Raw genomic sequence first — 19,622 nt, 5'->3', positions numbered from 1 at the left:
CCAAGCGGCCGAATCAGCGCAGGTGCTCGCTCAGCCAGATGCCGATATCGCGAATTTCTTCGGGTAACACTTCGTGCTCCATTGGGTATTCCTGCCATGTCACGGTGACACCATGCTTCACCAAATGCTCATAGGCACTGCGCCCCATCGAGTTCTGCACCACGTTATCGAACTGGCCGTGCAGGCACAGAGCGGGAATGCGCTGCTGACTGGCGGAAAACTCCATCTCGTCGGTAAAGGTCGGGGCATACGTGGAGAGGGCAAGGACGCCACCCAACGGGCCTTCCCATTTCCTGAAAGCGGTGTGCAGCACTACGGCGCCACCCTGGGAAAAACCGGCAAGGAAAATCCGCGAGGCGTCTATTCCGCTAGCTCGCTGCACGTCGATCAGTTTGACGATGCGATCTGACGATTCTTCCAGTTGCTCGCGGTCAATCGCCCGCGCCGGGCTCATGGCCTTTATGTCGTACCAGCTCGGCATTGCATAACCGCCATTGATGGTGACGGGCAGGGTTGGCGCCTGCGGCAGGACGAAGCGAGTGCTCAGCAAGGTTTCCTGCAGGGCTTCGGCCACTGGCAGGAAGTCGTAGCGATCAGCGCCGAGGCCGTGCAGCCAGATAACGCAGGCGTCTGCGGGCTTGACGGGTTCAAGAATAAGGGGCTCGGTCATGGCTGCTCCAATAGTGTGCGGGCGCGCTCATTGAGTGCGTGATTTGCGTGCGCGCCCGGTCGATCCGTTAAGAAGATGTCGCAAGGCTACAAGTTTTGCTATTGACCTGTCGCGCAATCGCTTAAGCAAGCGGTGTGGTACGGGCTTTGCTTTGGAGGACTCTGTACGAAGCATCCTGCGCGCGGCGGTAACACTATCAGTGTACGACTTGCGACGGGATTGCAACGAATCCGGTGATGGATGTTCGCCAATGGCCACTACGGGCTTAGCGAACGTGAAAGGGCTACAGCCCGTTCGGCCGATTGGTGAGAAGTGAGTTGTCCATGATGTGGATTTTCTCCTACTAGACTCATAGCGAAGGTCTTACGTCGGTTGACCCCAAAAAAAGCCAACACGGGTCAACAACGCCTCAAAAGGGTGCGACTGGACTCAAGCTCCGACACAACAAGAGCAAAACTGGAGGTTTGAATGAAGATGTTGAAATCCACTCTGGCGATCGTGACTGCAGCAACAGTGCTCGGCGTCAGCGGGTTCGCTCAGGCGGGTGCAACCCTGGATGCCGTGCAGAAGAAGGGTTTCGTGCAGTGTGGCGTGAGCGACGGTCTGCCGGGCTTCTCGGTTCCGGACGCAACCGGCAAGATCCTCGGCATCGACGCTGACGTCTGCCGTGCCGTGGCCGCTGCCGTGTTCGGCGACGCGACCAAGGTCAAGTTCAGTCAGTTGAACGCCAAGGAGCGCTTCACCGCGCTGCAATCGGGCGAGATCGACATCCTGTCGCGCAACACCACCATGACCAGCTCGCGTGACGCAGGCATGGGCCTGAAATTCCCGGGCTTCATCACCTACTACGATGGCATCGGCTTCCTGGTAAACAACAAGCTGGGCGTGAAGAGTGCCAAGGAACTGGACGGTGCAACCATCTGCATCCAGGCCGGTACCACCACCGAGCTGAACGTTTCCGACTACTTCCGTGGCAACGGTCTGAAATACACCCCGATCACCTTCGACACCTCCGATGAAAGCGCCAAGTCGCTGGAATCCGGTCGTTGCGACGTGCTGACCTCGGACAAATCCCAACTCTTCGCCCAGCGCTCCAAGCTGGCGTCGCCGAAGGACTACGTGGTTCTGCCGGAAACCATTTCCAAAGAACCGCTGGGCCCGGTCGTGCGTAACGGCGACGACGAGTGGCTGGCCATCGTGCGCTGGGTTGGCTACGCGCTGCTCAACGCTGAAGAAGCCGGCATCACTTCGAAGAACGTCGAAGCCGAAGCCAAGTCGACCAAGAACCCGGACGTCGCGCGGATGCTCGGTGCTGACGGTGAATACGGTAAAGACCTGAAACTGCCGAAAGACTGGGTTGTGCAGATCGTCAAGCAAGTCGGCAACTACGGTGAAATCTTCGAGAAAAACCTCGGCAAGAGCACGCCGCTGGAAATCGACCGTGGCCTGAACGCCCTGTGGAACAACGGCGGCATTCAGTACGCACCACCAGTGCGCTAATGGTTCTATCGCCCGGCGGGCCAACCGCCGGGTGATGTTCTTGTTCCATTTCTTCCGGGGCACTTCATGCAAAATTCAATCGGCGCACCAAAGCAGAGGCTCAGCCTCAGCGATCCACGAGTGCGTGCGTGGCTCTTCCAGATCATCACCGTTGTGGCGGTGGTCTCGCTGGGCTGGTACCTGTTCGACAACACGCAAACCAACCTTCAGCACCGGGGCATTACCTCCGGTTTCGGCTTTCTGGAGCGCAGTGCCGGGTTCGGCATCGCTCAACACCTGATCGACTACACCGAAGCGGACAGTTATGCCCGGGTGTTTGTCATCGGTCTGCTCAACACGTTGCTGGTGACCGTGATCGGCGTGATCCTGGCGACGATCCTCGGGTTCATCATCGGTGTGGCGCGGCTGTCGCAGAACTGGATCATCAGCAAACTGGCGACCGTGTATGTGGAAGTGTTCCGCAACATTCCGCCGCTGCTGCAAATCCTGTTCTGGTATTTCGCGGTGTTCCTGACCATGCCGGGGCCGCGCAACAGCCACAACTTCGGCGACACCTTCTTCGTCAGCAGCCGTGGCCTGAACATGCCGGCCGCGCTGGCAGCCGACGGTTTCTGGGCGTTCGTGATCAGCATCGTCGTGGCCATCATCGCCACGGTCCTGATGTGCCGCTGGGCCAACAAACGCTTCGAAGAAACCGGCGTGCCGTTCCACAAGTTCTGGACGGGGCTGGCGATCATGCTGGTGATCCCGGCCTTGTGCGCGCTGATCTTCGGCGCCCCGCTGCACTGGGAGATGCCGAAGCTGCAAGGCTTCAACTTCGTCGGTGGCTGGGTGCTGATCCCGGAACTGCTCGCCCTGACGCTGGCCCTGACCGTGTACACCGCGGCGTTCATCGCCGAGATCGTGCGCTCCGGGATCAAGTCGGTCAGCCACGGCCAGACCGAAGCGGCACGCTCCCTGGGCCTGCGCAACGGTCCGACCCTGCGCAAGGTGATCATCCCGCAAGCCCTGCGCGTGATCATTCCGCCACTGACCAGCCAATACCTGAACCTGGCGAAAAACTCGTCCCTGGCGGCCGGTATCGGTTACCCGGAAATGGTTTCGCTGTTCGCCGGCACCGTGCTCAACCAGACCGGTCAGGCGATCGAGGTGATTGCCATCACCATGAGCGTTTACCTGGCGATCAGTATCAGCATTTCCCTGCTGATGAACTGGTACAACAAGCGCATTGCGCTGATCGAGCGGTAAGGAAAAGCGCATGAGTACTCATACTTTCAAACCCGACATGCCCCCACCGAGCAGCAGCATTGGTGTGGTGGCATGGATGCGCGCGAACATGTTCTCCAGCTGGCTCAACACCCTGCTGACGCTGTTCGCGTTCTACCTGATCTATCTGGTGGTTCCTCCGATTCTCAGTTGGGCGATTCTCGATGCCAACTGGGTCGGCACCACTCGCGCCGATTGCACTAAGGACGGCGCCTGCTGGGTGTTCATTCAGCAGCGTTTTGGTCAGTTCATGTACGGCTACTACCCGACGGAACTGCGCTGGCGCGTGGACCTGACCGTGTGGCTGGCGGTGATCGGCGTGGCGCCACTGTTCATCTCGCGCTTCCCGCGTAAAGCGGTATACGGGCTGAGCTTCCTGGTGCTGTACCCGATCATTGCCTACATCCTGCTGCACGGCGGTTTTGGTCTGAGCAATGTGGCGACCAGCCAGTGGGGCGGTTTGATGCTGACCCTGGTGATCGCCACGGTCGGTATCGCCGGGGCCTTGCCACTGGGGATTGTGCTGGCGCTGGGGCGTCGTTCGAACATGCCGGCGATTCGTGTGGTCTGCGTGACCTTCATCGAATTCTGGCGCGGCGTGCCGTTGATCACGGTGCTGTTCATGTCCTCTGTGATGCTGCCGCTGTTCCTGCCCGAAGGCATGAACTTCGACAAACTGCTGCGGGCGCTGATCGGCGTGATTCTGTTCCAGTCGGCCTATGTGGCCGAGGTGGTGCGCGGCGGTCTGCAAGCGATCCCCAAAGGTCAGTACGAAGCGGCCGCAGCGATGGGCCTCGGTTACTGGCGCTCGATGGGCCTGGTGATTCTGCCGCAAGCCCTGAAGCTGGTGATTCCCGGCATCGTCAACACCTTCATTGCGCTGTTCAAGGACACCAGTCTGGTGATCATCATCGGCCTGTTTGACCTGCTCAACAGCGTCAAGCAAGCCGCTGCCGATCCGAAATGGCTGGGCATGGCCACCGAAGGCTACGTGTTCGCCGCCCTGGTGTTCTGGATTTTCTGTTTTGGTATGTCGCGCTATTCCATGCATCTGGAACGCAAGCTCGACACTGGCCACAAGCGTTAGGAGTTCTGTAAATGAGTGAAGCAATCAAAAAGCCTGTAGGTCCTGAAGGCATTATTCAGATGCAGGGCGTCAACAAGTGGTACGGCCAGTTCCACGTGCTGAAAGACATCAACCTCAACGTCAAACAGGGCGAGCGTATCGTCCTGTGCGGCCCATCGGGTTCCGGCAAGTCGACCACCATCCGCTGCCTCAATCGTCTGGAAGAACACCAGCAGGGTCGCATCGTCGTCGACGGCGTGGAACTGACCAACGACCTCAAGCAGATCGAAGCGATCCGCCGCGAAGTCGGCATGGTGTTCCAGCACTTCAACCTGTTCCCGCACCTGACCATTTTGCAGAACTGCACCCTGGCGCCAATGTGGGTGCGCAAGATGCCCAAGCGCAAGGCCGAGGAAATCGCCATGCATTACCTGGAGCGCGTACGCATTCCAGAGCAGGCGCACAAGTTTCCGGGGCAACTGTCCGGTGGTCAGCAACAGCGTGTGGCGATTGCCCGCGCGCTGTGCATGAAGCCGAAAATCATGCTGTTCGACGAACCGACCTCGGCGCTCGACCCGGAAATGGTGAAAGAAGTGCTCGACACCATGATCGGTCTGGCTGAAGACGGCATGACCATGCTCTGCGTGACCCACGAAATGGGCTTCGCCCGCACCGTGGCCAACCGCGTGATCTTCATGGACAAGGGCGAAATCGTTGAACAGGCGGCCCCGAATGACTTCTTCGATAATCCGCAGAATGATCGGACGAAGTTGTTCTTGAGTCAGATTTTGCATTGATCTGACCTACGTTCTGAAATAAACCCGGACCGAGCTCCGGGTTTATTTTTACCGGATTTTGTCAGGGCACCGGTGCCGTCTCCTGTTCCGGGAAGCGCGCGGCGAGCAATCGCCGCAAGTCACTGCCTTCGTTCATCGCGTGTATTTCGGCGAGCAGATGAGGGTGACGATCCAGCACGCGCATAAGGCTGAACAACGGTTGAGGCGGCGGAAGTTCGCCGCGTTCGTAGCGGGAAAAAGCGTTGTGACCTCCACCGGATAGCAATTTAACTGCTTCTTTTTGGGTGAGATGCAATTTGCGGCGGATGCGTTTCATCTCGGCGCCCATTACGTGGAAGCACTCTTCGAGCAATTTATCGCCGGCGTCGGAATAACGTTCGGCGCTGTCAGTATCGTTATCAAAAATGATCTCGCCGCAGGCTGCGCATTCCCACCCTGCAATGTCGTGCACCCAACGTGAAACGTTCTTGTAGTTGACAGTCAAACTGCGACGTTCGAAATGTTGCATCGCCTCTTGAGTACCACAGCTCATGCATTGCCGTGTATTCATAAATTCTTCTCCTTGAAAGAGATCACGGGAGGACCGCCGTTGGGGCAGTAGGTGATTTTGATATACAACTCCAAGTCGTGATATCCAATATGGTAAACGTCCTGCCAGTGTCGGTGGTTGGTGTAGCTAGTCATGGACTTGTAGAACATTCGACGATCCAGCGAGCAGATGGCTTGCTGCATATGTTTGAGGTTTAACCCCATTCCCTTGCCCGAGCTCATCGCGCTTCCTGTAAAGGCTTTGGCGCCCCGTCTGATGACCTCTTGCTTCACTACCGCCAAGTCGTAATGGGGTGTGTTCTTTTCCATAAGAAACCAAAACCCTGTCCCTGAAATTACCCTTAAAGGGTAATTTTGACCAATCGAAAATGCCGCTCCATGTGTCTCCGATTGACCCTAGGTGGTTGCCGTCCTACACGGGTCTGACTAACATGTCAGAAAATTCATCCTATGATTGGATGAAAGGGCGAATCCTATGTCAGACATTTCTCCACTTATCAAACGATCCTTGGTCGATCAGGCCCTGGATCAACTCCGCCAGCGCATCAACAGCGGTGCCTGGAAGGTCGGCGAGCGTCTGCCGACCGAGCCGGAGCTGTGTGCCGAGCTGGGCATCAGCCGCAACACCGTGCGCGAAGCCATGCGCGTGCTGGCGTTTTCCGGATTGATCGAGATTCGCCAGGGCGATGGCAGTTACTTGCGCGCCGTGGTTGATCCGCTCGACACGCTCAAAGCCTTGTCGCGCTGCTCGCTCGATCAGGCACGGGAAACCCGACATATCCTCGAAGTCGAGGCCATCGGCCTGGCGGCGTTGCGCCGTACCGACGAGGACCTCGTCGCATTACGTGAGGCGCTTGGCACCAGCGGCAGCCACTACCACGGCGATCTCGACACCTACATCGCTTGCGATCTGGTGTTCCACCGCCGTCTGGTCGACGCCGCGCACAACCCGACCCTCAGCGAGCTGTATCGCTATTTCTCCAGCATCGTCGGCGCGCAATTGCGCCAGACCCTGAACATCGTCCCGCGCCGTCAGGAAGTGTTCGACTTGCACATCGAGCTGCTCGATGCGGTCGAGCAACGCGATCCGGAACGGGCCAAAGCCTTGTCGAGGCAGTTGATCAATGAACCTTGAAACCGAGAAGTCCATGTCACGCAGTGAGATATCCACAACCCCGAAGCGCACGGCAGAACTCGAAGAGCTGCTGATCGACGCCGAGGCCGATGATGAACAAGTGCAGCAGAACCATCCGCTGGTGCGCCGGCCATGGCTGTTGCTGCTGGGCTTGATTCTGGTGGCGCTGAACCTGCGTCCGGCGCTGTCGAGCATGGCGCCGCTGCTCAGCGACGTGTCGAAAAGCCTTGGTTTGTCGGCAGCTCAGGCCGGTTTGCTGACCACGTTGCCGGTGCTCTGCCTCGGTTTGTTTGCACCGCTCGCGCCGATTCTGGCGCGCCGCTTCGGTGCCGAGCGGGTGGTGTTGGGGATTCTGCTGACGCTGGCCGGCGGCATCATTTTGCGCAGCAACTTTGGTGAGATCGGCCTGTTTGCTGGCAGCGTATTGGGTGGCGCGAGCATTGGTATTGTCGGGGTATTGCTGCCAGGCATCGTCAAACGCGACTTTGCCAGGCACGCCGGGACCATGACCGGTGTCTACACCATGGCGCTGTGTCTGGGCGCGGCGATGGCGGCGGGTTCCAGCGTGCCGTTGAGTGAGCATTTCGATCACAGTTGGGCGATGGGCCTGGGTTTCTGGGTAATTCCGGCGCTGGTTGCGGCAGTGTTCTGGTTGCCGCAAGTCGGGCAGAAACACGGTGCGCACAATGTTGCCTATCGTGTGCGCGGTCTGCTGCGTGATCCGCTGGCATGGCAGGTGACCTTGTACATGGGCCTGCAATCGTCGCTGGCCTACATCGTGTTTGGCTGGTTGCCGTCGATCCTGATCGGTCGTGGTCTGACGCCGACCCAGGCCGGTCTGGTGTTGTCCGGTTCGGTGATCATTCAACTGGCCAGCTCCCTCGCGGCACCGTGGCTGGCGACTCGCGGCAAGGATCAGCGTCTGGCGATCGTGATCGTGATGGCCCTGACCCTTGGTGGTTTGTTCGGTTGTCTGTATGCGCCGATCGACGGCCTGTGGGGCTGGGCGATTCTGCTGGGCCTGGGGCAGGGCGGCACGTTCAGCCTGGCCCTGACGTTGATCGTGCTGCGCTCGCGCGATTCCCATGTTGCGGCGAACCTGTCGAGCATGTCCCAGGGCTTCGGCTACACCCTGGCCTCGATGGGCCCGTTCGCGGTCGGCGTGGTGCATGACTGGACCGGTGGCTGGAACGCGGTGGGCTGGATTTTCGGGATCATCGGCACCGGCGCGATCATTGCCGGGCTGGGTGCGGGCCGGGCGCTGTACGTGCAAGTGCAAAGCGAAAAAATCTGACGCGTAACCCTTTTTTGGGGCCAATGATATCCAATGTGGGAGCGAGCTTGCTCGCGAAGACGGTGGTTCAGGCAAAGATCATGTTGAATGTGCCGGCCTCTTCGCGAGCAAGCTCGCTCCCACAGTTTTTGGGGCGCCTTGAAGATCGTGCGTGGTATTCGGTTTACGAATGCCGATAGTGTTTCTGCGCATTGCAGATTATGGTGCTGGCACTCTGTACCTATTTTGGAGTTTGCCCATGAGCGAAGCCCACGCCGCCCTGATCACCCGTTTCTACCAGGCCTTCCAGCGCCTCGACGCCGAAGCCATGGCCGCCTGTTACACCGATGACGTGGTGTTCAGCGACCCGGCGTTCGGCGAGTTGCGCGGGCGCGAGGCCGGCGACATGTGGCGCATGCTCACCACCCGCGCCAAAGACTTCTCGCTGACCTTCGACAATGTCCGCGCCGATGAGCGCAGCGGTGGTGCGCACTGGGTGGCGACGTATCTGTTCAGTCAGACCGGCAACGTGGTGATCAACGATATCCAGGCACGTTTCGTCTTCCGTGACGGCAAGATCTGCGAGCATCACGATCATTTCGACCTGTGGCGCTGGTCGCGTCAGGCCCTGGGTTTCAAAGGCCTGCTGCTGGGCTGGACGCCTTTGGTACACAACGCCGTGCGTGCGCAGGCGTTGAAAGGGCTGAAGGCATTTCAGACCAGTCGCTGATAAGATCGCGGCCTGTTTCCTACACGTCTTGATCCCGAAGTGACCAGCCCTGGCGAAAATTCTGTCGATACTGCCGAACCGGTGAGCAAATCCTGGTTCGTCTATCTCGTTCGCGCAGCCAACGGTTCGTTGTATTGCGGGATAAGTGACGACCCGGTGCGCCGTTTTGCCAAACATCAGAGCGGCAAAGGCGCACGGTTTTTCCTCTCCAGCCCGGCGATGGCACTGGTCTACACCGAGCGTTGCCGCGACAAGAGCGACGCCTTGCGTCAGGAACGGCTGATCAAAAAGCTGCGCAAGAGCGCCAAGGAATGCCTGGTCGCGTCTTATCAATCAGACTGATCAGTTCCCATCAGGCAGATCTGTAGGCTGCTAAGCCAATGCGCGCTAAGCTGCCGACTCACTATCTGAGCGGCGGAGCCGAGCATGTCCGAGTTGATTCTCCATCATTACCCGACCTCTCCATTTGCCGAGAAGGCCCGCCTGCTGTTGGGGTTCAAAGGCTTGTCCTGGCGTTCGGTGCACATCTCGCCGGTAATGCCCAAGCCAGATCTGACCGCCCTGACCGGTGGCTATCGCAAGACCCCGGTGCTGCAGATCGGTGCCGACATTTACTGCGACACTTCGCTGATCGCGCGTCGCCTGGAGCAGGAAAAAGCCCTGCCGGCGTTTTTCCCGGAAGGTCAGGAAATGACCAGCGCCAGTTTCGCAGCGTGGGCTGATTCGGTGGTCTTCCAGCATGCCGTCAGCCTGGTGTTCCAGCCGGAGTCGGTGGCGGTGCGTTTCGGCAAGTTGCCGCCGGAAGCGATCAAGGCGTTCATCGCTGATCGGGCCGGGTTGTTCAGTGGCGGCAGCGCCACCCGGTTGTCGGCCGAGCAGGCCAAGCACCAGTGGCCAACGATCATGGCGCGCCTGGAGCAGCAGTTGCAGCGCGAGCAGGGCGACTTCCTGTTCGGCGAGCCGTCGATTGCCGACTTCGCCCTGGCGCATCCTCTGTGGTTCCTCAAGGCGACGCACGTCACCGCACCGTTGGTCGATGACTATCCGGCTGTCGCGGCATGGCTCGGGCGTGTGCTGGGCTTCGGTCATGGTGCGGCAAGCGCGATGACTGCCGAGGAGGCGCTGGAAGTGGCGCGTAGCTCGACGCCGGCGGCGCTGCCGGACGAGCAGTTTGCAGACCCGAACGGGTTCAAGGCCGGGCAGCAAGTGGCGATTGCCGCCACCGACTACGGGGTGGATCCGGTGGTGGGCGAGTTGCTGTTTGCCGGGCGTGAAGAGCTGATCCTGCGCCGTGAAGACCCGCGTGGCGGTGTGGTGCATGTGCACTTCCCGCGCTTCGGCTTCCGCATCGAAGCCAAGTAACAGCGACCGACCCTGTGGCGAGCGAGCAAGCTCCCTCGCCACAGGGGTGTGCGTTACTTCAAAGCCGCCAGAATTTCATCCGGGTCGAATCCGCGAATCAATGTGCCGTTAACGTCGATCAACGGAATCCCGCGTCCGCCCAATGCCTCATACGCCTTGCGCGCCTCGGCATCCTTCTCGATATCGAACTCCTTGAACGCAATCCCTTTGCTGTCGAGAAAGCGTTTGGTCTGCTTGCAGTAGCCGCACCAGTCGGTGGCGTAGAGCACGACATTGGCCTGCGCCCGGGTCTGCTCCGAAACCATCTGCGACGGATTGAATACCCGCTCGATCTTGCCCCAGTTCTGATAGATCACAACCACCAGCAGAACCAGCGCAACCTTCTTCAGCACATTGCCGAGCATCAGTTGCGGCGCTTCAGTTGATCGGTGAGCGACGTTGGCAGGCCCTTGATTACCAGGGTGCCAGCCTCTTCGTCGTACTCGATCTTCGAGCCCAGCAGGTGTGCTTCAAAGCTGATCGACAGGCCTTCGGCGCGACCGGTGAAGCGGCGGAACTGGTTGAGAGTGCGTTTGTCTGCCGGAATCTCCGGCGACAGGCCGTAGTCCTTGTTGCGGATGTGGTCGTAGAAGGCTTTCGGGCGCTCTTCGTCGATCAACTCCGAGAGCTCTTCCAGGCCCATCGGCTCGCCGAGTTTGGCCTGGCTGCTGGCGTAGTCCACCAGGGTTTTGGTTTTCTCGCGGGCGGCGTCTTCCGGCAGGTCTTCGCTTTCGACGAAGTCACTGAAGGCCTTGAGCAGGGTGCGGGTCTCGCCCGGGCCGTCGACGCCTTCCTGGCAGCCGATGAAGTCGCGGAAGTATTCCGAGACCTTCTTGCCGTTCTTGCCCTTGATGAACGAGATGTACTGCTTGGACTGCTTGTTGTTCTGCCACTCGGAGACGTTGATTCGCGCCGCCAGGTGCAACTGGCCGAGGTCGAGGTGGCGCGACGGGGTCACGTCCAGCTCGTCGGTCACTGCCACGCCTTCACTGTGGTGCAGCAGGGCGATGGCCAGGTAATCGGTCATGCCTTGCTGATAGTGGGCGAACAACACATGGCCACCGACCGACAGGTTCGATTCTTCCATCAGCTTTTGCAGGTGTTCGACCGCGACTTTGCTGAAGGCGGTGAAGTCCTTGCCGCCGTCCATGTATTCCTTCAGCCAGCCGCTGAACGGGAACGCGCCGGATTCCGGATGGAACAAACCCCAGGCTTTGCCCTGTTTGGCGTTATAGCTCTCGTTGAGGTCGGCGAGCATGTTCTCGATGGCTGCGGATTCGGCCAGTTCAGTGTCACGGGCGTGCAGAACTGCGGGCGTGCCGTCGGGTTTTTTGTCGATCAGGTGGACGATGCAATGACGGATCGGCATGGGCTTCTCGGCTGTTGGAAGGGAGGAGGGCAGGCTCCCCCGAAAAAGCGCCCAGTGTACCGCAACCACTGGTTTTGGCGCGGGGTGAAGGGCAAATCCGGGGCGGGCGGCGGCCCTTATGCAGTTTTTTACCGATTTAGCGCAATAAACCTGACCAAATGGGTAGCTAGAGGCGGATATTTCCCCGTCTCTGTGCTAGTTTTGCCCGGTCTTACGCGAAGTCACTGCGTTAAGCGTGCATTCAGCATTTGTCAGGTCGAACCAAACCCTGATTTCGGCATCTATAACCCCGACTCGTCGTGGTTATCGCCGAGGGTGCCAGATCCAGAAGATCGGGCTCGATGGCTGACACTGCACTCTGCAATCCATATGAATTTGATAGGGAAGGAACACTACATGGCTCTTACTAAAGACCAACTGATCGCCGACATCGCTGAAGCTATCGACGCGCCGAAAACCACCGCGCGTAACGCTCTGGACCAACTGGGCCAAATCGTTGCCGATCAGCTGGAAAACGGCGGCGAAATCACCTTGCCAGGTATCGGCAAGCTGAAAGTGACCGAGCGTCCTGCCCGCACTGGCCGTAACCCTTCGACTGGCGCTGCCATCGAAATTCCTGCCAAGAAAGTGATCAAGCTGGTTGTGGCCAAAGGCCTGACCGACGCTGTGAACAAGTAAGACGCAGCGATAAAAAAACCGTGCACCGGAGCGATCCGGGCACGGTTTTTTTGTGCCTGTGATTTGATGGCCGACTCCTGAGCACCATAAGCCATTGTGGGAGCGAGTTTGCTCGCGAAGGCAGTGTGTCAGTCAAAGTTGAATTGACTGATGCGCCGCATTCGCGAGCAAGCTCGCTCCCACAATTGATTTGTGTCCGGCGATGCAATGTTTAGCGAACCCAGCGCTCGCGGCGCCAGATCTGCTGTTCGGACTTGGTCTGGAAGGTCCAAGCCACGAAGCGGCTCTGCTTCTGGCCCTGCGACATCTCCACCACCTGGCTTTCCAGCACGCCGGCCTTTTTCAGCGCGGTCTCGATGGCAGGCAGGTTCGAGGCTTTCGACACCAGCGTGCTGAACCACAGCACCTTGTGCTGGAAGTTCGCGCTCTCGGCGATCAATTGCGTCACGAACCGTGCTTCGCCGCCTTCACACCACAGCTCGGCCGATTGACCGCCGAAGTTCAGCACCGGCAGCTTGCGTTTCGGATCAGCCTTGCCCAGTGCGCGCCACTTACGCTCGCTGCCCTTGGTCGCTTCTTCCATCGAAGCGTGGAACGGCGGATTGCACATGGTCAGGTCAAAGCGCTCACCCGGCTCCAGCAAGCCGATCAGGATGTGCTTGCGGTTTTCCTGTTGGCGCAGCTGGATCACTTTGCTCAGATCGTTGGACTGAACGATGGCTCTGGCGGCCGCCACGGCGGTCGGGTCGATTTCCGAGCCGAGGAAGTGCCAGCGATATTCGCTGTTGCCGATCAGTGGGTACACGCAGTTGGCGCCCATGCCGATGTCCAGCACATTGACGATGGCACCGCGCGGCACCTTGCCGTCGTTCATGCTCGCCAGCAGATCTGCGAGGAAATGCACGTAATCGGCACGACCCGGCACCGGTGGGCAGAGGTAGTCCGCTGGAATGTCCCAATGCTGGATGCCATAGAACGCCTTGAGTAGCGCCCGGTTGAACACGCGCACCGCATCGGGGCTGGCGAAGTCGATGCTTTCCTTGCCGTACGGGTTGGTGATCACGAACTTCGCCAGTTCCGGCGTGGTTTTGATCAGCGCCGGGAAGTCATAGCGACCCTGATGGCGATTGCGCGGATGCAGGCTGGCCTTTTCACGCGGCTCAACGGTCTTGGCCGGGGTCGCGGAATCAGGCTTCTTGCGCGCAGGTTTGGGTGTGCGGGGGGCGTTCATGGGCGTGGTCGATTCGGGTATGGCTGAAAGTGGCGGGTATTGTCCCACATCCAGCCGCTGCGAACTCAATATCAGCAACACCACCGATCTCTGTGGGAGCGAGCTTGCTCGCGAAAGCGTCCTCTCAGTCAACATCACTTTCGCCTGACACGGCCTCTTTGCGAGCAAGCTCGCTCCCACAGGGATTGGCAGTGGATGAAGGAAAGTAGGCAATAAAAAAGGCGCGTCACCCGATCGGGTGGCGCGCCTTTTTAATGCGATTTACCAGTTACAGGCTGGAAATCCGCGCGTGTTGCTCGGCCAGTTTGCCCAAAGCCTGTTCAGCCTCGGCCAGTTTGGCGCGTTCTTTCTCGATGACTTCGGCCGGGGCCTTGTCAACGAAACCGGCGTTCGACAGCTTGCCGCCAACGCGCTGGACTTCGCCCTGCAGACGCAGGATTTCCTTGTCCAGACGCGCCAGTTCGGCGCCCTTGTCGATCAGGCCGGCCATTGGCACCAGCACTTCCATCTCGCCAACCAGTGCGGTCGCGGACAGCGGCGCTTCTTCGCCAGCCTTCAGAACGGTGATCGATTCCAGACGCGCGAGCTTCTTCAGCAGCGCTTCGTTCTCGGTCAGACGGCGCTGGTCTTCAGCGCTGACGTTCTTCAGGTAGATCGGCAGCGGCTTGCCCGGACCGATGTTCATTTCGCCACGGATGTTGCGAGTGCCGAGCATCAGGCCTTTCAGCCATTCGATGTCGTCTTCGGCAGCCGGATCGATGCGCTCTTCGTTGGCCACTGGCCACGCTTGCAGCATGATCGTCTTGCCCTGAATGCCGGCCAGCGGCGCGATGCGCTGCCAGATTTCTTCAGTGATGAACGGCATGAACGGGTGCGCCAGGCGCAGCGCAACTTCCAGGACGCGCACCAGCGTGCGACGGGTGCCGCGCTGACGTTCAACCGGCGCGTTCTCGTCCCACAGCACAGGCTTGGAGAGTTCCAGGTACCAGTCGCAGTATTGGTTCCAGATGAACTCGTACAGCGCTTGCGCGGCGAGGTCGAAACGGAACTGATCCAGTTGACGGGTCACTTCGGCTTCGGTGCGTTGCAGTTGCGAGATGATCCAGCGATCCGCCAGCGACAGCTCGTAGGCTTCGCCGTTCTGGCCGCAGTCTTCGCCCTTGTCCAGAACATAACGCGCGGCGTTCCAGATCTTGTTGCAGAAGTTGCGATAGCCTTCGACGCGGCCCATGTCGAACTTGATGTCGCGACCGGTGGAAGCCAGCGAGCAGAAAGTGAAGCGCAGGGCGTCGGTGCCGTAGCTGGCGATGCCGTCGGCGAACTCGTCGCGGGTCTGCTTCTCGATCTTCTTCGCCAGTTTCGGCTGCATCATGCCCGAGGTGCGTTTCTGCACCAGCGCTTCAAGCTCAATACCGTCGATGATGTCCAGCGGGTCGAGGACGTTACCCTTGGACTTGGACATCTTCTGGCCCTGACCATCACGCACCAGACCGTGTACATAAACGGTCTTGAACGGCACCTGCGGGGTGCCGTCCTCGTTCTTGATCAGGTGCATGGTCAGCATGATCATCCGGGCAACCCAGAAGAAAATGATGTCGAACCCGGTGACCAGCACGTCGGTGGAGTGGAATTTCTTCAGGAACTCGGTCTTTTCCGGCCAGCCCAGCGTCGAGAAGGTCCACAGGCCCGAACTGAACCAGGTGTCGAGTACGTCGTTGTCCTGTTGCAGCGCAACGTCCGGGCCGAGGTTGTGCTTGGCACGCACTTCGGCTTCGTCGCGACCGACGTAGACCTTGCCCGACTCGTCGTACCAGGCCGGAATCCGGTGGCCCCACCACAGCTGACGGCTGATGCACCAGTCCTGGATGTCGCGCATCCACGAGAAGTACATGTTTTCGTACTGTTTCGGCACGAACTGGATGCGACCGTCTTCAACGGCAGCAATCGCTGGCTCGGCCAGCGGTTTGGTCGACACATACCACTGGTCGGTCAGCCACGGCTCGATGATGGTGCCGGAGCGATCGCCTTTCGGCACTTTCAGCGCGTGATCGTTGACGCTGACCAGCAGGCCGGCGGCGTCGAACGCAGCCACGATCTGCTTACGCGCTTCGAAACGCTCGAGACCGGCGAATTCAGCCGGGATCTTGCCGTCGATGCTGTCGTTCAGTGTGCCGTCGAGGTTGAACACCTGGGCCGCTGGCAGCACGTTGGCGTTCTTGTCGAAGATGTTCAGCAACGGCAGGTTGTGGCGCTTGCCGACTTCGTAGTCGTTGAAATCGTGAGCCGGGGTGATTTTCACGCAGCCGGTGCCGAATTCAGGGTCGCAGTAATCGTCGGCGATGATCGGGATGCGGCGGCCAAGCAGTGGCAGCTCGACAAACTTGCCGATCAGGGCTTTGTAGCGCTCATCGTTCGGGTTAACCGCGACGGCGGAGTCGCCGAGCATGGTTTCCGGGCGGGTGGTCGCGACGATCAGGAAATCGTTGCCTTCAGCGGTTTTCGCGCCGTCGGCCAGCGGGTACTTGAGGTTCCACAGGAAACCTTTCTCGTCGTGGTTTTCCACTTCGAGGTCGGAAATCGCCGTGTGCAGCTTGGTGTCCCAGTTGACCAGACGCTTGCCGCGGTAGATCAGGCCGTCCTCGTGCAGACGCACGAAGGCTTCTTTGACCGCTTCCGAGAGACCGTCGTCCATGGTGAAGCGCTCGCGGCTCCAGTCCACGGACGAACCGAGGCGGCGGATCTGACGGCTGATGTTGCCACCGGACTGATCCTTCCACTCCCAGACTTTCTCGAGGAATTTTTCGCGGCCCAGGTCATGACGGTTCTGGCCGGTGGCTTCCAGTTGACGCTCCACCAGCATCTGCGTGGCGATACCGGCGTGGTCGGTGCCCGGCTGCCACAGGGTGTTGCGACCCTGCATGCGGCGGAAACGGATCAGGGCGTCCATGATCGCGTTGTTGAAACCGTGACCCATGTGCAGGCTGCCGGTGACGTTCGGCGGCGGGATCATGATGGTGTAGGAATCGCCCGCGCCTTGCGGTGCGAAATAGTTCTCGGACTCCCAGGTGTTGTACCAGGAAGTTTCAATGGCGTGCGGCTGGTAGGTCTTATCCATGCGCGGCGGGACCCTATTGGCATTTATTCAGGAAAAGCCGGGAAGTATAGCGGGGCATGGGGCCGAGGGCGAGCGGGGCGGGCTGGGTGGAGATCTAAAATGTGGGAGCCAGCCTGCTGGCGATAGCATCACCGCGGTTTTTCCGCAGAACCGCACTGATGCTATCGCCAGCAGGCTGCCTCCCACAGGGGATTGGGGTTATTCGTACTGGCTGAGCAGCCGCTCCATCCGCGCGTCGAGGCGGCGTTTGATTTCGGTTTCGATGTGCGGCGCGAAGTCGTCAATCACGTCTTGCATGATCAATTGCGCGGCGGCGCGCAGTTCGCTGTCCAGGTGGAGCAGGGCGTCCGGGCCTTTGGCCGCGGGCGCAGCAGGTTGTGCGGCGGGTACAACGGGGGCGGGAGGTGGTTCGACGGCTGGCGGTTCGCTGACGACCGGGTCGAACAACATCGGAATCTGTTCCTGTTCGCCTTCATCGACCGTATCGGTCAGCAGCGGCGGTTGCAGGTTGTCATCGCCGAGCAACTGGCGGATCGATTCGAGATCGTCCAGCAGGTGCGCAGACTTTTGCAGCGGTTTTGGAGTGTCCATCGGCGTACTCAGAGTCGCTGTAAACGGTGGTCTTGCAGAGGATAGCCCTGTTCGCGGTAGAAACGGAAACTCTCCCGTGCCGCCGCGCGAATCGTCGGATCTTCCACCACCACCTCCGCCACGCGGGCGAATTTGCTGGCGAAGGCCGGGACTTTCAGGTCGAGATTGACCAGCAGGTCCTGATGTTGACCGCAGTCGTCACCCAGGCCCAATACGATCAAGCCGCCCGGTTCGCTGTCGGCGGGACCGTGCGGCACGAAACTTTCGCCCTTGAACGCCCACAGGCGCGCATCGAGATCATCACGCTGGGCAACATCGCTGCAATGCAGATAGATGCGGTGGCCCATGCGCCAGGCTTTCTCGGTGAGCTTGCAGGCAAAATCCAGGCGCGCGGACGGATCGGCGCTGGGCAGGATATAAAAGTCGACTTTGGTCATTACGGTTCCTGATGTGCGGGCGGCGCCACCGTTCAGTGACGCCGCCGCACGTCATCGGTTTCAGGCTTTGGCGCGGTCCAGCAGGTACTGGGTCAGCAGTGGAACCGGACGGCCGGTGGCGCCCTTGTCCTTGCCGCCGCTGGTCCAGGCGGTGCCGGCGATGTCCAGGTGCGCCCAGTTCAGGTTCTTGGTGAAGCGCGACAGGAAGCACGCGGCGGTGATGGTGCCGGCCTTCGGCCCGCCAATGTTGGCGATGTCGGCGAACGGGCTGTCCAGTTGCTCCTGGTACTCGTCGAACAGCGGCAGTTGCCAGGCGCGGTCGTCTGCAGCCTTGCCGGCGCTGAGCAGTTGCTCGATCAGTTCGTCGTTGTTGCCCAGCAGGCCGGAAGTGTGTGCACCCAGTGCCACGACGCAAGCGCCGGTCAGGGTCGCAATGTCGATCACCGCTTGCGGCTTGAAGCGCTCGGAATAGGTCAGCGCGTCGCACAGCACCAGACGGCCTTCGGCGTCGGTGTTGAGGATTTCCACGGTCTGGCCGCTCATGGTGGTGACGATGTCGCCCGGACGCGAAGCGTTGCCGCTCGGCATGTTTTCGGCGCAGGCGAGGATGCACACCAGGTTGATCGGCAGTTTCAGCTCAAGCACGGCACGCAGGGTGCCGAACACGCTGGCGGCGCCGCCCATGTCGTATTTCATCTCGTCCATGCCGGCGCCCGGCTTCAGGCTGATGCCGCCGGTGTCGAAAGTGATGCCTTTACCGACCAGTGCGTATGGCTTCTCGGACTTCTTGCCACCGTTGTACTGCATGACGATCAGGCGCGGCGGCTGGGCGCTGCCCTGGCCGACGGCGTAGAACGAGCCCATGCCCAGGGATTTGATCTTCTTCTCGTCGAGGACTTCGACTTTCAGATCCTTGAATTCCTTGCCGAGGTTCTTGGCTTGTTCGCCGAGGAACGTCGGGTGGCAGATGTTCGGTGGCAGGTTACCCAGATCACGGGTGAAGGCCATGCCGTTGGCGATCGCGGTGGCGTGGTTCACGGCGCGTTGCACTTCGGCTTGAGCAGCCTTGATGGTCAGCAGGGTGATTTTCTTCAGGGCGCGCGGTTCGGCTTTCTGGCTCTTGAACTGGTCGAAGGTGTATTTGCCGTCCACCAGGGTTTCCGCCAGCAGACGGGTCTTGCCGTAGCTGTCGCGGTTTTTCACGATGACTTCATCCAGCGCCAGCACGGCATCGCTGCCGCCCAGGCCTTTGAGGGTGTTGAGGATGCCGGCTACGATTTTGCGGAACGGACGGTCGCCGAGTTCTTCATCCTTGCCCACGCCGACCAGCAGCACACGCTCGGCTTTCAGGTTCGGCAGGCTGTGCAGCAGCAGGCTCTGGCCGACCTTGCCGGCCAGATCGCCACGCTTGAGTACGGCGCTGATCGCGCCACCGCTCAACTCGTCGACCTGTCTGGCGGCGGTGCCGAGTTTGCGGCCTTCGCCGACGGCAACCACCAGGGTGGCGGTTTTCAACGTTTCTGGGCTAACGCTTTTTACAACCAGTTCCATGTCCGGATCCCTGAATGAATGGTCAACACGCAGGCGTTCGACGGTGTCCGCACTCGCCTGCTTATAGATAGAAGAGGCGCAGGCCAAAGCCTGCGACAAGGGCCGCAGTTTGAACCTCGCTCCCCGCGCCTGACAACCCTCGGTTGTACGATCTTCAACGTATTACGCGTGCGGATGAGTGTGCGCAGTGACAGGCGCCCTCAATCACAGGATAATGCCGCATCTTTTTTCGACGGCTTTGCGTTGCGGGCCGGTCGAAGTGT

General features: G+C 60.0%; 20 protein-coding genes. 10 read left to right on the top strand and 10 right to left on the bottom strand.

Features of this window, described 5'->3' with window-relative positions:
- Positions 1-13: 13 nt before the first annotated feature.
- Positions 14-670 carry an alpha/beta hydrolase gene (locus tag PseuLF5_RS24660; protein ID WP_123464861.1) on the bottom strand — a complete coding sequence of 219 codons (657 nt, stop codon included), beginning with the start codon at positions 668-670 and terminating at the stop codon, positions 14-16.
- A gap of 468 nt (positions 671-1,138) precedes the next feature.
- Here PseuLF5_RS24660 and PseuLF5_RS24655 point away from each other — a divergent pair, with 468 nt between their 5' ends.
- The 4 genes from PseuLF5_RS24655 to PseuLF5_RS24640 all read left to right on the top strand — a co-directional run bounded on the left by PseuLF5_RS24655 (position 1,139) and on the right by PseuLF5_RS24640 (position 5,299).
- Complete coding sequence (locus tag PseuLF5_RS24655) at positions 1,139-2,170, top strand: amino acid ABC transporter substrate-binding protein (protein ID WP_095050968.1); 1,032 nt, start codon at positions 1,139-1,141, stop codon at positions 2,168-2,170.
- A gap of 66 nt (positions 2,171-2,236) precedes the next feature.
- Positions 2,237-3,418: an amino acid ABC transporter permease gene (locus PseuLF5_RS24650; RefSeq protein WP_123464863.1), complete on the top strand. Its 1,182-nt coding sequence runs from the start codon at positions 2,237-2,239 to the stop codon at positions 3,416-3,418.
- A 10-nt stretch (positions 3,419-3,428) separates the two neighbouring features.
- A complete protein-coding gene (locus tag PseuLF5_RS24645) occupies positions 3,429-4,523 on the top strand; it encodes an amino acid ABC transporter permease (protein ID WP_123464865.1) in 1,095 nt (364 codons plus the stop codon).
- Between the two features lie 11 nt (positions 4,524-4,534).
- Positions 4,535-5,299 carry an amino acid ABC transporter ATP-binding protein gene (locus PseuLF5_RS24640; protein ID WP_003221897.1) on the top strand — a complete coding sequence of 255 codons (765 nt, stop codon included), beginning with the start codon at positions 4,535-4,537 and terminating at the stop codon, positions 5,297-5,299.
- 61 nt (positions 5,300-5,360) lie between these two features.
- Here the strand turns inward: PseuLF5_RS24640 and PseuLF5_RS24635 are convergent, their stop codons facing one another.
- Together PseuLF5_RS24635 and PseuLF5_RS24630 are read right to left on the bottom strand one after the other, a co-directional pair.
- Positions 5,361-5,849: a type II toxin-antitoxin system MqsA family antitoxin gene (locus PseuLF5_RS24635; RefSeq protein ID WP_222833606.1), complete on the bottom strand. Its 489-nt coding sequence runs from the start codon at positions 5,847-5,849 to the stop codon at positions 5,361-5,363.
- The gene (locus PseuLF5_RS24630; RefSeq protein WP_222833605.1) at positions 5,846-6,157 is read right to left on the bottom strand and encodes a type II toxin-antitoxin system MqsR family toxin; all 312 of its coding nucleotides are present in this window, start codon (positions 6,155-6,157) and stop codon (positions 5,846-5,848) included. The genes PseuLF5_RS24635 and PseuLF5_RS24630 overlap by 4 nt, the downstream gene beginning before the upstream one ends.
- 166 nt (positions 6,158-6,323) lie before the next feature.
- Here PseuLF5_RS24630 and PseuLF5_RS24625 point away from each other — a divergent pair, with 166 nt between their 5' ends.
- The 5 genes from PseuLF5_RS24625 (at position 6,324) to PseuLF5_RS24605 (ending at position 10,348) form a co-directional block, all read left to right on the top strand.
- Positions 6,324-6,983 (top strand): FadR/GntR family transcriptional regulator, encoded by a 660-nt coding sequence (locus tag PseuLF5_RS24625; protein WP_123464869.1) that lies wholly within the window; start codon positions 6,324-6,326, stop codon positions 6,981-6,983.
- Positions 6,973-8,277 carry a CynX/NimT family MFS transporter gene (locus PseuLF5_RS24620; RefSeq protein ID WP_123464871.1) on the top strand — a complete coding sequence of 435 codons (1,305 nt, stop codon included), beginning with the start codon at positions 6,973-6,975 and terminating at the stop codon, positions 8,275-8,277. The genes PseuLF5_RS24625 and PseuLF5_RS24620 overlap by 11 nt, the downstream gene beginning before the upstream one ends.
- Positions 8,278-8,515: 238 nt before the next feature.
- Entirely contained in the window at positions 8,516-8,986 is a 471-nt protein-coding gene (locus PseuLF5_RS24615) for a nuclear transport factor 2 family protein (RefSeq protein WP_340134894.1), read from the top strand.
- 39 nt (positions 8,987-9,025) lie between these two features.
- Positions 9,026-9,328: a GIY-YIG nuclease family protein gene (locus tag PseuLF5_RS24610; RefSeq protein WP_123464875.1), complete on the top strand. Its 303-nt coding sequence runs from the start codon at positions 9,026-9,028 to the stop codon at positions 9,326-9,328.
- Positions 9,329-9,412: 84 nt separating this feature from the next.
- Positions 9,413-10,348 (top strand): glutathione S-transferase family protein, encoded by a 936-nt coding sequence (locus PseuLF5_RS24605; RefSeq protein ID WP_186745480.1) that lies wholly within the window; start codon positions 9,413-9,415, stop codon positions 10,346-10,348.
- A 53-nt stretch (positions 10,349-10,401) separates the two neighbouring features.
- Here PseuLF5_RS24605 and PseuLF5_RS24600 read toward each other — a convergent pair whose 3' ends face one another.
- Together PseuLF5_RS24600 and yejK are read right to left on the bottom strand one after the other, a co-directional pair.
- Positions 10,402-10,752 carry a glutaredoxin family protein gene (locus PseuLF5_RS24600; RefSeq protein WP_340134893.1) on the bottom strand — a complete coding sequence of 117 codons (351 nt, stop codon included), beginning with the start codon at positions 10,750-10,752 and terminating at the stop codon, positions 10,402-10,404.
- Positions 10,752-11,756 (bottom strand): nucleoid-associated protein YejK, encoded by a 1,005-nt coding sequence (gene yejK, locus PseuLF5_RS24595; protein ID WP_123464881.1) that lies wholly within the window; start codon positions 11,754-11,756, stop codon positions 10,752-10,754. Before yejK ends, PseuLF5_RS24600 begins: the two co-directional genes overlap by 1 nt.
- 396 nt (positions 11,757-12,152) lie before the next feature.
- Between yejK and PseuLF5_RS24590 the strand changes: the two genes are divergently transcribed.
- Positions 12,153-12,434 (top strand): HU family DNA-binding protein, encoded by a 282-nt coding sequence (locus PseuLF5_RS24590; protein ID WP_003221909.1) that lies wholly within the window; start codon positions 12,153-12,155, stop codon positions 12,432-12,434.
- A gap of 211 nt (positions 12,435-12,645) precedes the next feature.
- On the opposite strand, the gene rlmF is transcribed toward PseuLF5_RS24590, so the two are convergent.
- The 5 genes from rlmF to PseuLF5_RS24565 form a co-directional block, all read right to left on the bottom strand.
- Positions 12,646-13,665 (bottom strand): 23S rRNA (adenine(1618)-N(6))-methyltransferase RlmF, encoded by a 1,020-nt coding sequence (gene rlmF, locus PseuLF5_RS24585; protein WP_123464883.1) that lies wholly within the window; start codon positions 13,663-13,665, stop codon positions 12,646-12,648.
- Positions 13,666-13,933: 268 nt separating this feature from the next.
- The gene (locus tag PseuLF5_RS24580) at positions 13,934-16,780 is read right to left on the bottom strand and encodes a valine--tRNA ligase (RefSeq protein WP_222833602.1); all 2,847 of its coding nucleotides are present in this window, start codon (positions 16,778-16,780) and stop codon (positions 13,934-13,936) included.
- A 198-nt stretch (positions 16,781-16,978) separates the two neighbouring features.
- Complete coding sequence (locus PseuLF5_RS24575; protein WP_340134892.1) at positions 16,979-17,371, bottom strand: DNA polymerase III subunit chi; 393 nt, start codon at positions 17,369-17,371, stop codon at positions 16,979-16,981.
- Positions 17,372-17,379: 8 nt separating this feature from the next.
- Entirely contained in the window at positions 17,380-17,808 is a 429-nt protein-coding gene (locus tag PseuLF5_RS24570; protein ID WP_340134891.1) for a DNA polymerase III subunit chi, read from the bottom strand.
- A 60-nt stretch (positions 17,809-17,868) separates the two neighbouring features.
- Complete coding sequence (locus PseuLF5_RS24565; RefSeq protein ID WP_336347071.1) at positions 17,869-19,359, bottom strand: leucyl aminopeptidase; 1,491 nt, start codon at positions 19,357-19,359, stop codon at positions 17,869-17,871.
- Positions 19,360-19,622 lie beyond the last annotated feature (263 nt).

The sequence above is a fragment of the Pseudomonas sp. LF-5 genome, assembly GCF_037626295.1.
GTDB classification, from domain to species: Bacteria; Pseudomonadota; Gammaproteobacteria; order Pseudomonadales; family Pseudomonadaceae; genus Aquipseudomonas; species Aquipseudomonas monsensis.
This window is presented reverse-complemented; position numbering and strand designations above follow the sequence as displayed.

What these genes read in the sequence shown, in the direction of transcription:
- PseuLF5_RS24660 (WP_123464861.1), bottom strand. Translation starts at nt 670, where the DNA reads ATGACCGAGCCCCTTATTCTTGAACCCGTCAAGCCCGCAGACGCCTGC.
- PseuLF5_RS24655 (WP_095050968.1), top strand. Translation starts at nt 1,139, where the DNA reads ATGAAGATGTTGAAATCCACTCTGGCGATCGTGACTGCAGCAACAGTG.
- PseuLF5_RS24650 (WP_123464863.1), top strand. Translation starts at nt 2,237, where the DNA reads ATGCAAAATTCAATCGGCGCACCAAAGCAGAGGCTCAGCCTCAGCGAT.
- PseuLF5_RS24645 (WP_123464865.1), top strand. Translation starts at nt 3,429, where the DNA reads ATGAGTACTCATACTTTCAAACCCGACATGCCCCCACCGAGCAGCAGC.
- PseuLF5_RS24640 (WP_003221897.1), top strand. Translation starts at nt 4,535, where the DNA reads ATGAGTGAAGCAATCAAAAAGCCTGTAGGTCCTGAAGGCATTATTCAG.
- PseuLF5_RS24635 (WP_222833606.1), bottom strand. Translation starts at nt 5,849, where the DNA reads ATGAATACACGGCAATGCATGAGCTGTGGTACTCAAGAGGCGATGCAA.
- PseuLF5_RS24630 (WP_222833605.1), bottom strand. Translation starts at nt 6,157, where the DNA reads ATGGAAAAGAACACACCCCATTACGACTTGGCGGTAGTGAAGCAAGAG.
- PseuLF5_RS24625 (WP_123464869.1), top strand. Translation starts at nt 6,324, where the DNA reads ATGTCAGACATTTCTCCACTTATCAAACGATCCTTGGTCGATCAGGCC.
- PseuLF5_RS24620 (WP_123464871.1), top strand. Translation starts at nt 6,973, where the DNA reads ATGAACCTTGAAACCGAGAAGTCCATGTCACGCAGTGAGATATCCACA.
- PseuLF5_RS24615 (WP_340134894.1), top strand. Translation starts at nt 8,516, where the DNA reads ATGAGCGAAGCCCACGCCGCCCTGATCACCCGTTTCTACCAGGCCTTC.
- PseuLF5_RS24605 (WP_186745480.1), top strand. Translation starts at nt 9,413, where the DNA reads ATGTCCGAGTTGATTCTCCATCATTACCCGACCTCTCCATTTGCCGAG.
- PseuLF5_RS24600 (WP_340134893.1), bottom strand. Translation starts at nt 10,752, where the DNA reads ATGCTCGGCAATGTGCTGAAGAAGGTTGCGCTGGTTCTGCTGGTGGTT.
- yejK (WP_123464881.1), bottom strand. Translation starts at nt 11,756, where the DNA reads ATGCCGATCCGTCATTGCATCGTCCACCTGATCGACAAAAAACCCGAC.
- PseuLF5_RS24590 (WP_003221909.1), top strand. Translation starts at nt 12,153, where the DNA reads ATGGCTCTTACTAAAGACCAACTGATCGCCGACATCGCTGAAGCTATC.
- rlmF (WP_123464883.1), bottom strand. Translation starts at nt 13,665, where the DNA reads ATGAACGCCCCCCGCACACCCAAACCTGCGCGCAAGAAGCCTGATTCC.
- PseuLF5_RS24580 (WP_222833602.1), bottom strand. Translation starts at nt 16,780, where the DNA reads ATGGATAAGACCTACCAGCCGCACGCCATTGAAACTTCCTGGTACAAC.
- PseuLF5_RS24575 (WP_340134892.1), bottom strand. Translation starts at nt 17,371, where the DNA reads ATGGACACTCCAAAACCGCTGCAAAAGTCTGCGCACCTGCTGGACGAT.
- PseuLF5_RS24570 (WP_340134891.1), bottom strand. Translation starts at nt 17,808, where the DNA reads ATGACCAAAGTCGACTTTTATATCCTGCCCAGCGCCGATCCGTCCGCG.
- PseuLF5_RS24565 (WP_336347071.1), bottom strand. Translation starts at nt 19,359, where the DNA reads ATGGAACTGGTTGTAAAAAGCGTTAGCCCAGAAACGTTGAAAACCGCC.